At 64.2% G+C, this 10,655-nt stretch carries 10 protein-coding genes and 1 pseudogene; 3 read left to right on the top strand and 8 right to left on the bottom strand.

What is annotated here, in order from left to right; all coding sequences use genetic code 11:
• The 4 genes from EOA75_RS21275 to betI all read right to left on the bottom strand — a co-directional run.
• Positions 1-1,074, bottom strand: a 1,074-nt coding sequence (locus tag EOA75_RS21275; protein WP_127325080.1) for a GMC family oxidoreductase N-terminal domain-containing protein, incomplete at its 3' end; no start/stop codon positions are given.
• Positions 1,067-2,071, bottom strand: a complete 1,005-nt coding sequence (locus tag EOA75_RS21280) for a threonine/serine dehydratase (protein ID WP_164747478.1) — start codon at positions 2,069-2,071, stop codon at positions 1,067-1,069. The genes EOA75_RS21280 and EOA75_RS21275, both read right to left, overlap by 8 nt.
• Complete coding sequence (betC, locus tag EOA75_RS21285; RefSeq protein ID WP_127325082.1) at positions 2,068-3,597, bottom strand: choline-sulfatase; 1,530 nt, start codon at positions 3,595-3,597, stop codon at positions 2,068-2,070. Before betC ends, EOA75_RS21280 begins: the two co-directional genes overlap by 4 nt.
• On the bottom strand, positions 3,594-4,184 hold the full coding sequence (betI, locus tag EOA75_RS21290; protein ID WP_067320854.1) for a transcriptional regulator BetI: 591 nt from the start codon (positions 4,182-4,184) through the stop codon (positions 3,594-3,596). Before betI ends, betC begins: the two co-directional genes overlap by 4 nt.
• Before the next feature lie 188 nt (positions 4,185-4,372).
• Here betI and EOA75_RS21295 point away from each other — a divergent pair, with 188 nt between their 5' ends.
• On the top strand, positions 4,373-5,539 hold the full coding sequence (locus EOA75_RS21295; protein ID WP_127325083.1) for an acetyl-CoA acetyltransferase: 1,167 nt from the start codon (positions 4,373-4,375) through the stop codon (positions 5,537-5,539).
• A 49-nt stretch (positions 5,540-5,588) separates the two neighbouring features.
• Entirely contained in the window at positions 5,589-6,593 is a 1,005-nt protein-coding gene (locus EOA75_RS21300; protein WP_127325084.1) for an asparaginase, read from the top strand.
• Here the strand turns inward: EOA75_RS21300 and EOA75_RS21305 are convergent.
• Positions 6,590-7,965, bottom strand: a pseudogene (locus EOA75_RS21305) (TIGR03808 family TAT-translocated repetitive protein). The gene EOA75_RS21300 and the pseudogene EOA75_RS21305 overlap by 4 nt on opposite strands.
• 106 nt (positions 7,966-8,071) lie before the next feature.
• On the opposite strand from EOA75_RS21305, the gene greA reads away from it, so the two are divergent.
• Positions 8,072-8,554: a transcription elongation factor GreA gene (gene greA / locus EOA75_RS21310; RefSeq protein ID WP_127325085.1), complete on the top strand. Its 483-nt coding sequence runs from the start codon at positions 8,072-8,074 to the stop codon at positions 8,552-8,554.
• Here the strand turns inward: greA and EOA75_RS21315 are convergent.
• The 3 genes from EOA75_RS21315 to EOA75_RS21325 form a co-directional block, all read right to left on the bottom strand.
• Positions 8,551-8,937 (bottom strand): type II toxin-antitoxin system death-on-curing family toxin, encoded by a 387-nt coding sequence (locus EOA75_RS21315; RefSeq protein WP_127325086.1) that lies wholly within the window; start codon positions 8,935-8,937, stop codon positions 8,551-8,553. The genes greA and EOA75_RS21315 overlap by 4 nt on opposite strands.
• Complete coding sequence (locus tag EOA75_RS21320; RefSeq protein WP_067320863.1) at positions 8,934-9,164, bottom strand: AbrB/MazE/SpoVT family DNA-binding domain-containing protein; 231 nt, start codon at positions 9,162-9,164, stop codon at positions 8,934-8,936. Before EOA75_RS21320 ends, EOA75_RS21315 begins: the two co-directional genes overlap by 4 nt.
• A 207-nt stretch (positions 9,165-9,371) precedes the next feature.
• The coding region (locus EOA75_RS21325) for a methylmalonyl-CoA mutase family protein (RefSeq protein WP_206517023.1) at positions 9,372-10,655 on the bottom strand (1,284 nt) is incomplete at its 5' end.

The following is a 10,655-nucleotide window of genomic DNA, read 5'->3' on the forward strand; positions in this document are numbered from 1 at the left end:
GATGAAGTGATACTGGATATCGGGGTAGTCGACACCGGCCTGCGAACGCACGAAGGCCGCCGCCTCGAAATGGTTGGTGGCGCCGAGGCCGGTCTTGAAGAACAGCCACTGCGCGCCGATCATTGCCTTGGAGAACGGGTTGAGCACCGAATTCAGCGTGATCGGTCTGGTCGCTTCCTGCTGGATATAAAGCTCCAGATGGTCCTGCAGATTGCGGCCGACACCCTGCCGGTCGGCAATGACCTCTATGCCGATTTCCTGCAGATGTGCGCCCGGACCGATGCCGGACAGCATAAGGATCTTCGGCGAATTGATCGACGACGCCGCCACAATCACCTCACGTCGCGCCTTAACGACCTGAATCTGTTTGTGAGCTTCGATCTCGACGCCGACGGCACGTTGATTCTCGATCACCACGCGCCGCGCGAAACCTTTGAGCAGGCTAACATTTTTTCGTTTGAGCGCCGGCTTCAGATAGGCATTGGCCGCGGACCAGCGGCGGCCGCGCCAGATGGTCTGCTCCATCGGCCCGAAGCCTTCCTGCTTCGATCCGTTATAGTCGTCGGTGAGCTCGAAGCCGGCCTGCCGGCCCGCCTCGAGGAAGGCGCCGTAAAGCGGGTTCTTGCGCGTGCCGCGCTGCACATGCAGCGGGCCGCCCTGACCGCGCCAGCCGTCCTCGCCGCCGTCGGAATCCTCCATGCGCTTGAAATATGGAAGCACGTCGGCGAAGCCCCATCCGGCAGCACCCTGTTCGGCCCAATGGTCGAAGTCGCGCGCATGGCCGCGAACATAGACCATGCCGTTGATGGAGGACGAACCGCCGATCACCTTGCCGCGCGGGGTGGCGAGCACGCGGCCGCCGAGATGCGGCTCCGGCTCGCTGGCGAAGCCCCAGTCGTAAAGGCTCATATTGAGCGGGATCGACAGCGCCGACGGCATCTGGATCAGCGGCCCCATATCGGTGCCGCCGAACTCGATGACGATCACCGAATGCTTGCCGTCTTCCGACAGCCGGTAGGCCATGGCCGAGCCGGCGGAGCCGGATCCGATGATGACGAAATCCGCTTCAAGCATTGTTCATATGCGCCATAAAGTCGGCGAGCGAGACATTGCCGCCGGTAGCCACCACAAGGACGGTTTTGCCCGCCACATCCACCTTGCCGCCGAGCAGCGCGGCAAGCGAGGCCGCGCCCGAAGGCTCCAGCACCAGCTTCAGCCGCTCGAAGGCGATCTTCATTGCATTCCGCACCGCGGCATCTTCGACGGTGACGCCGCGAACGCCGGCAGCACTCACCGCCGCGAAGGGCGCCTCGCCTGGCTTGCGCGCCATCAGCCCGTCGCAGATCGATCTCGGCCCGATCGGCATCGTCTCGATCGCGCCATGCGCCAGCGACAAGCCCATGCCGTTGAAGCCTTCCGGTTCGACGGCGATGATCTCGGTGTTCGGTGACAGATAATGGAAGGCGAGCGAAACGCCGCCGATCAGCCCGCCGCCGCCAACCGAGCAGAACACCAGATCGGCGTGGGCCTTCTTCGCCGCCAACTGGTCGAGCGCTTCCAGCCCGGCCCCTGCCTGGCCGGCGACGATCTCGGGATCGTCGAAGGGGTGGAGCAAGGTGAGGTGCTCGGTCTCGGCGATCTCGCGCGCCTTGGCGGCGGCAACTTCCTCGCGGGCACGCTCCCCATGATCGGTCAGCACCACGCGCGCGCCATAGCCGGCGGTCGCGTCGCGCTTGGCGGCAGGCGCGTCGATCGGCATAACGATGGTGACGGGAATGCCGAGCGCCTGGCCGGCAGCCGCAAGCCCTTGCGCGAAATTGCCGGAGGAATAGGCGACCACGCCCTTCCTCGCTTCGTCCGGCGACAGCCGCTTAAGGCGCCAATAGGCGCCGCGCACCTTGAAGGACCCCGCCCATTGCAGCGATTCCGGCTTGACGAACACCCGCGCGGCGCCGGCTTCCCGGGCAAGTGCGGCCGAGTCCAACAGCGGCGTGACTTGCGTCGCCGTCGAGGTCACCGCATAGGCCTGCTTCAGGCGGTCGAGGGTGGGAACCAGAACGTCTGCCATCATTCGCCTCGCGGATACCGTTTGCTCTCTTCGAGGTTGTCGAGATTCATGTGATTGCGCATGTAGCGCTCCGAGGCTTTCTGCAGCGGCTGGAAATCCCAGGGGTAATAGGCGCCGTTGCGCAGCGCCGGGTAGACGACCCAGCGGCGTGCCTGGCTTTCGCGCACCGCGGCATCGAACGCGGCCATGTCCCAGCGCGCCCGGACCTTTTCCATGAACGCCGCCACCAGGGCAGCGTTCGCCGGCTCGTCAGCGAGGTTGTTCCGTTCGAGCGGGTCGGCCTCCAGGTCGAACAGCTGCGGTGCGTCGAGCTCGCAATGGACGAATTTGTATTTGCCGTCGCGGATCGCGGCCAGCGGCGCATAGGAGCCTTCGGCGGCATATTCCATGAGAACGGGTGCGGTGCGCGGCTTGCCGCCGAGCAGCGGCAGCAGCGACTGGCCGTCGGTCCACGGCGCGATTGCAGCGATATCAATGCCGGCGAGGTCACAGAGCGTCGGCGTCACGTCGAGATTGGAGACGGGCGCCTCGATGAGGCCGGCTGGCACGCCGTTGCCGGCGATCATCAGCGGCACGCGCGCCGAGCCCTCGAAGAAGCTCATTTTGAACCACAGGCCGCGCTCGCCCAGCATGTCGCCGTGATCCGAGCAGAACAGGATGATGGTGTCGTCAAGCATGCGAGTGCGCTTGAGGACGTCCAGAAGCTCGCCTAGCTTATCGTCGACATAGGAAATGTTGGCGAAATAGCCGCGCCGGGAACGGCGCACCTGCTCGGACGTGATCTCGAAGGACTGATAGTCGCTTGCCCGGTAAAGGCGCTGCGAATGCGTGTCCTGTTCGTCATGCGGGATGAACGGCGTTTCGGGATCGAGCGTCTGGCAGTTCTCGTAAAGATCCCAGTACTGCCTGCGCGCGACATAGGGATCGTGCGGGTGCGATAGCGAAACGGTGAGACACCAGGGCCGATGTCCCGCATCGTCCTGCTCGCGCGAAAGCTGGTACAGCTTTTGCTCGGCCAGAAACACCACCTCGTCGTCATACTCCATCTGGTTGGTGGTCTCGGCAATGCCGGCGCCGGTGACCGAGCCGAGATTGTGATACCACCAGTCGATGCGCTCGCCGGGCTTGCGGTAATCCGGCGTCCAGCCGAAATCGGCCGGATAGATATCGGTGGTCAGCCGCTCCTCGAAGCCGTGCAACTGGTCCGGTCCGACGAAATGCATCTTGCCGGACAGGCAGGTGTAATAGCCGGCGGAGCGCAGATGATGCGCGAAGGTCGGGATCGAGGAGGAGAATTCGGCGGCGTTGTCATAGACCCCGGTGCGCGACGGCAGCTGGCCGCTCATGAACGAGGCCCGGCCGGGCGCGCAAAGCGGCGAGGCGGTGTAGTTGTTGGCGAAACGCGCCGAGCGAGCGGCGAGCGCCTTGAGATGCGGCACGTGCAGGAAATCCGCCGGGCCGTCGGGGAAGAGCGTGCCGTTGAGCTGATCGACCATGACGATCAGGAAATTGGGTCGTTCGGTGGTCAAGGCAGGCTCCGTCCGCTGAGCTTGGTTTCGAGATAATCTTCGACGAGCGCGATCGCTGTCTGCGCATCGGGCACGCCGTCCTTCAGCGCGCGCCGAATGTAGAGTCCGTCGATCAGCGCCGCCGTCGCTTCCGCAGCGCGGTCCGCTTCGGCCCTCGGCAGAATGCCGGTCAGCCCGCTCATCAGGTTGGAATTGAGCCGCCGCGCATAGATACGAAGCAGCCGCCGCAACTCGGTCGATTTCTGCGCCTCGACATAGAAGGCGAGCCAGGCCGCGATGATCTCCGGCTGGAACTGCTCGTCGGAGAAACTGACCGCAACGACGGCCGAGACGCGCTGGCGCGGTGTCGCGGCGACGCGAAGCGCTCGTCTTGTATCGATGTTGAGCTCGGCAAGGATGTGCCGCATCGTGGCGAAGAGCAGCTCGTCCTTGGCGCCGAAATAGTGATGGGCGAGCGCCGACGACACGCCGGCGCGGCCGGCGATCTCCGACATGGTCACGTCCAGCGAACCGCGCTCGCCGATTGCCGAGATCGTCGCGTCGATCAGCGCCTTGCGGCGCAGCGGTTCCATTCCGATTTTCGGCATGCGAGGGGTCCGGTTCGAAGCGAGATTATTTTTTATTGACGCATCAATCAATAAAAAATCGGCATCGGATCAATCGATCGTATCGCTCTGGCCCCATCCCTTCGGCTGGAAAACGGTTCACTATTGAACAATATTGAATGTCATGCCGCGACCGGACGTGCTAGGCTGCGCGGCAGATGGAGGCTGTCATGACCGCATGCATCGTCGGCTGGGCGCATTCGCGTTTCGGCAAGCTCGAAGGCGAGACGCTGGAGGGCTTGATCACCAAGGTCGCCGTGGACGCGCTCGATCATGCCGGCATCGGCCCTCACGATGTCGACGAGATCGTGCTCGGCCATTTCAACGCCGGCTTCTCACCGCAGGATTTCACCGCGAGCCTGGTGCTGCAGGCCGACGACCGGCTGCGCTTCAAGCCGGCGACGCGCGTGGAGAATGCCTGCGCCACCGGTTCGGCTGCCGTGAGACAAGGCGTCCGCGCCATCGATTCCAACGCCGCCCGCGTCGTGTTGGTGGTCGGCGCCGAGCAGATGACCACCACACCTGGGCCCGAGATCGGCAAGAACCTGCTGAAAGCCTCCTACCTGCCCGAGGATGGCGAAACGCCGGCCGGCTTTGCCGGCGTCTTCGGCAAGATCGCGCAGGCCTATTTTCAGCGCTATGGCGACCAGTCGGATGCGCTCGCCATGATTGCCGCCAAGAACCACAAAAACGGCGTCGACAATCCCTATGCCCAAATGCGCAAGGATTTCGGCTACGAGTTCTGCCGTCAGGAAAGTGAGAAGAATCCCTTCGTCGCCGGTCCGCTGAAGCGCACCGACTGCTCGCTGGTCTCGGATGGCGCCGCCGCGCTCGTGCTCACCGACACCGCGACGGCGCTGAAGATGCGCCGCGCCGTGACCTTCCGCGCCAATGAGCACGTCCAGGATTTCCTGCCGATGTCGAAGCGCGACATCCTTTCCTTCGAGGGCTGCGAGCGGGCTTGGGGCCAGGCGCTGAAGAAGGCCGGCGTCACGCTCGACGACCTCTCCTTCGTCGAGACGCATGACTGCTTCACCATCGCCGAGCTTATCGAATACGAGGCGATGGGCCTGGCGGAGCCCGGCGAGGGCGCGAAGCTCGCCCTGGAGGGCGTCACGGCCAAGGACGGCCGGCTGCCGGTCAACCCGTCCGGCGGGCTGAAGGCCAAGGGCCATCCGATCGGAGCCACCGGCGTCTCCATGCATGTGCTCACCGCCATGCAGCTGACCGGCGAGGCCGGCGGCATTCAGGTGCCTGGGGCAAAACTCGGCGGCATCTTCAACATGGGCGGTGCTGCGGTGGCCAACTACGTTTCCATCCTCGATCGGATCAGGTAGAAGCGGCCCGCATTGAAGCGGCGCCCGGCGCGCGCGTGCGGGAGGCAGCATGGCAAATCCGGTTCTGGTCGAAGTCACGCGGGGCGCGGTGGTCGAAAGCGCTCATCGCGGCGCGGTTTCTGTCTTCGACGCCGACGGCAAGCCTGTCTGGGAGATCGGCGATACGGCGCGACCGGTGTTTCCACGCTCGGCGGTGAAGGCGATCCAGGCGCTGCCGCTGCTCGAATCCGGTGCTGCCGACGCCTACGGCTTCGGCGATCGCGAATTGGCGCTGGCCTGCGCCTCGCATTCAGGCGAGCCGGCGCATGTCGAACTGGCGCAAGCAATGCTCGCCAAGGCCGGTCTCGATAAGACGGCGCTCGAATGCGGCGCGCACTGGCCGTCGAGCCACGTTGCGACGATCGCGCTGGCGCGCACCGGCAGCGCGCCCAACCCGCTCCACAACAATTGCTCCGGCAAGCATGCCGGTTTCCTCTGTACCTGCGTGCATTCCGGCATTGCCCATGGCGGCTACGTCAAGGCCGGCCATGCGCTGCAGGAGATGGTGCGCGACGCGATGCAATCGGTGACCGGCGCCGCGCATGATGTCGACCATTGCGGCACCGACGGCTGCTCGATCCCGACCTATGCAGTGCCACTGAAGAGCTTTGCGCTGGGCTTTGCGCGTATGGCGACGGGCAGGGGCTTTGCGCTCGAACGCGCCAAGGCGGCGAAGCGCCTGCTCTCGACCTGCATGGCCGAACCGTTCCTGGTGGCCGGCACCGGTAAGGCGGACCTCGCGCTGATGCGGGCCGCGCCCGGCCGCATCTTCGTCAAGACCGGCGCCGAGGGTGTTTATTGCGCGGCCTTGCCCGAGCACGGTCTCGGCATCGCCTTGAAATGCGATGACGGCGCCAGCCGCGCCTCCGAGGTGATGATCGCCGCCGTGCTGGCCAAGCTGCTGCGCAGCGACGAAGCGCTCGCGGCAAAGCTTGCCGAACTCGCCCATCCGCCGGTCGAAAGCCGTATCGGCGCCAAGGTGGGCTTGCTGCGGCCGACGGCGGCGCTGGCCTAACTGACCTTGTTCCGCTCGACGGTCAGATGCGCGTAGCCGGTAAGGTTGATCTTGCCAGATCGCCCGTCACCGGATTGGCCCAGCGCTGGCCGATGATGGCGCCGTTCTGCGCGGCGTCGATGATATTGTCCGAAATGACCGCGCTGCCGGAACCCTCGACGACGCTGACGACGATGCCCGTGCCGGACTTGCGGATGATGTTGCCCGTTGCAACCACATTGCGCAGATAAGGACCCCAGCCGAGCTGCATGCCGTAGAGGGGCGCGTTCTCCACGACATTGCCGCAGACGGAGGTTTCGGCCTCGGCGCTGATGCCGACGCCGAAGCCCGGCGGGTCGGCGGTGTAGGGGCCGACCGTCGAGAGGTTGCGCACGATATTGTTCGAGCACACGGCCATGCGGCCGCCTTCGTTGAAGTTTACGATCGAGATGCCATTGGCGGCACCGTCGACCAGATTGTTGCTGAGGATCGCACCCTCGAAGGAGAATTCCGAATAAATCCCCGTCTCGCCCGAGCGCGAGCAGGTGTTGCCGGTGATCTGCAGATTGCTGGAGCTGTTGGCGCGGATCGCCGAGAAGGCGCAGTCCGACACGACGTTGGCGGAGATAATGACATTGCCGGCGCGGAAGGCGTTGATACCGTTGCCGTTCTGGCCGGTGCCGCCGCTCCTCGCGCCGATGCGCTGCACGCGGTTGCCGCTGACGATGGTGCCGTCTTCCGCCTGCTGCCAGCGATGCACGAGAATGCCGCCATTGGCGCAATCCGAGACGGTATTGCCCGAGATCTCCAGCCCGCCGGCCTCGACCGAATAGATGCCGGCGTCTGCCGCACCCGAAATATCGCAGCGCCCGATGCGGCCTGAAACATGTTCCAGCGCCAGCCCGTTCTTGCCGCTGCCTGTGACCTGGCAATTGTCGATGGCGAGATGCGCGACGCGGCGCAGATCGAGCAGCCCTTGCGTATAGTCGGCCAGCCAGCGGTTGCTGCCGTCCAGCACCAGCCCGCTTAGCTCGATATGCTCGGCCTGTTCCGCCATCATCAGGTGGCCGTTGCCGCCATAGACGATGCGGGTCGCCCCCGGGACGCCCGAAAGGCGCACGCGGGCAGGCAGCTTCAGGTTGGAGACAAGATAGGTGCCGGGCGGCAGAAACACCGGCGCATCGCGGTCGCTGGCGTCGCTGAGCATCTTGGCGAAGGCCTTGCTCTGGTCGTCCAGCGCGCCCGGCTGCACGCCGATTTCGATGGCGTTGATCGAGCCGCGCATCGTGGCCTTCTCAATGCCGGGCAGCATCTTCGCCGACGCCTTGCCGGCAAGGAGGCCGGCAGCGGCGAGGCCGGTGGTGCGGGCAAGCAGCGTTCGTCTGTTCAACATCGGCACAGGTCCTGGCGTTTCAACCGCTCCATCGCAGGATTCGTGCCAAGGCAGGCTCGCAGGCAAACCGCTTGTGCAGTTGCCTCACCAAGCTTAAGTTCATGTTATGAGTAGAGCTTTCACCCGCGAGGAAGACAGCGAAAACGCCATTGCCGGTGTCGGCGAACGGCCGATCAGTCCGCACCGCAATCTGGTAACGGAGCGGGGACTCGCGATGATCGAAGAGAATCTCTCCGAATTGCGAGATCAGATGGCCAAGGCCGAAAGACGCGGCGATCGCGAGCGCCTCGCAATAGTGTCCCGCGACCTGCGCTACTGGACCGCGCGGCGCGAGAGCGCGGAGCTTTCGGTGCCGGAGTCCGGCAGCAATGTGGTCCGCTTCGGCATGGGCGTCACGCTGGAAAACGGCGACGGCAAGAAGGTCCACTGGCGCATCGTCGGCGAGGACGAGGCCAACCCGTCGAAAGGCAGCATCTCCCATGTCTCGCCGATGGCGATGGCCCTGTTCGGCAAGAAGGTCGGCGAGGTCGTTGCCGTCAACGGCAAGGAGTGGGAGATCGTCAAGCTTTCGGACAAGGCCGACAACTAGGCCTTAGGCTTGACTGTATGGTCGCGGAAAAACGCCGCGGCTCCGATCTCATCGATTTCACCTGCGGCGACCATCATCACCAACTGGATAACCTCCTGCTGTTCGGCTTCTACGCTTAACCCGTTGAAATAAAGAAACAAATCGGCCGCGGCAAAAGCCGTGCGCTTGTTCCCGTCAACGAAGGGGTGGTTTTTCGCAATGCCGAAGAGATAGGCCGCCGCGAGTTCACAAAGATCGGGCTCGCCGTACGCTTCCTTCTGTTGGGGGGGCGCGAGGGCAGATTCCAGCATGCCCTGGTCGCGTATACCGGAGGCTCCGCCGTGGAGGCGCAACTGCTCAGCGTGCATCGCCTCCACGAATTCTCGCGAATGATGCTCGGTCATTTAGCGAGCGCGCGGTAGGCAACCTCGTATTTCTTCATCCGTTCGCGCGCGATCTTCATCTTACGCTCGAATTCTTCGGCAGAGTCTTCAAGGCGGCGCAAGCGCAGCTCCTGGCCCTCCTGAACGACGATGACGTTGTCGCCCGCCTTCAGGTTTAGTCGGTCGAGAAGCTCTTTCGGCAAAATCAGACCTTCGGAGTTGCCAATCTTTCGAATGGTGATGTTCATGGTAGGTCGTCCTGTTGCAACGGCAATTATAACTGGAGGGCCTGTTGTTGCAACGGAAATTATAACAACCGATTGGGAACTACTGACATGGTCGCCAGCAAGAAGCGGGTTGAGGACGGGATCCTCTTCCTCTCTCGATTGGCGCATTAGCTGTGCCGATAAGCCTTAGCAACGAGTTGCGTTTGACCAGTTCCCGACACAGGCTATTCACTCGACCGACAGCAGCCTGTCCATCAGCCTGTCCGCCGCTTGCGGGATGACGGTGCCCGGCGGGAAGATTTCGGCCGCCCCAGCCTTCAGCACCGCGTCGTAATCCTGTGGCGGGATGACGCCCCCGGCGACGATCAGCATGTTGCCATGGCCGAGCTTCCTCAGCGCCTCCTTGAGCTCGGGGATCAGCGTCAGATGTCCGGCCGCGAGCGAGGACGCGCCGATGATGTCGACATCATGCTGCACCGCCAGCTTTGCGATCTCCTCCGGCGTCTGGAACATCGGTCCGACGGTGACCTCGAAGCCGAGATCGGCAAAGGCGCTGGCGATCACCTTCTGGCCGCGATCATGGCCGTCCTGGCCCATCTTGGCGACCAGGATGCGCGGCTTTGCACCGGACTTCTTCTCGAAGGCTTCGAGCTTGTCCTTGAGCCGATCGACCGCCGGATTGTCGCCGAGCGCGTCGCGATAGACGCCGGAGATGGTCTGCACGGTGGCTGCATGGCGCCCGAACACCTTCTCCAGCGCCAGCGAGATCTCGCCGACGGTCGCATTGGCCCGCGCCGCGCGGATCGCGAATTCGAGCAGGTTCTCGCCGCTTTCAGCCGCCCGGGTAAGGGCGGTTAGGGCATCCTCCAGGGCCGCGACGTCGCGCGTGCCTTTGAGCCGCTGCAGCTTCGCCAATTGCCGGGCCTTGACCTCGGCATTATCGATCTTCAGCACATCGACCTCGATGTCGGCTTGCGGGCGATGCGCATTGACGCCGACCAGCACCTGCTCGCCGGAATCGATGCGTGCCTGGGTGCGCGCCGCCGCTTCCTCGATGCGCAGCTTCGGAATGCCTTTCTCGATCGCCGCCGCCATGCCGCCGAGGTTTTCGACCTCCTCGATATGAGCGAGCGCGCGGGCCGCCAGATCATGTGTCAGCCGCTCGACATAGGCCGAGCCGCCCCACGGGTCGATCATGCGCGTGGTGCCGGATTCCTTTTGCAGGATGAGCTGCGTGTTGCGGGCAATGCGGGCCGAATGGTCGGTCGGCAGCGCCATCGCCTCGTCGAAGGAATTGGTGTGCAGCGACTGGGTATGTCCCTGCGTTGCCGCCATCGCCTCGATCATCGTGCGGGTGATGTTGTTGTAGGGATCCTGCGCCGTCAGCGACCAGCCCGATGTCTGGCAATGGGTGCGCAGCGACAGCGAGCGCTCGTCCTTCGGCGCAAAATTCTTCTTCATCAGGCTCGACCAGAGCAGCCGCGCGGCCCTGAGCTTGGCGACCTCCATGAA

The organism is Mesorhizobium sp. M1A.F.Ca.IN.022.07.1.1, assembly GCF_003997575.1.
Taxonomy (GTDB): Bacteria; Pseudomonadota; Alphaproteobacteria; order Rhizobiales; family Rhizobiaceae; genus Mesorhizobium.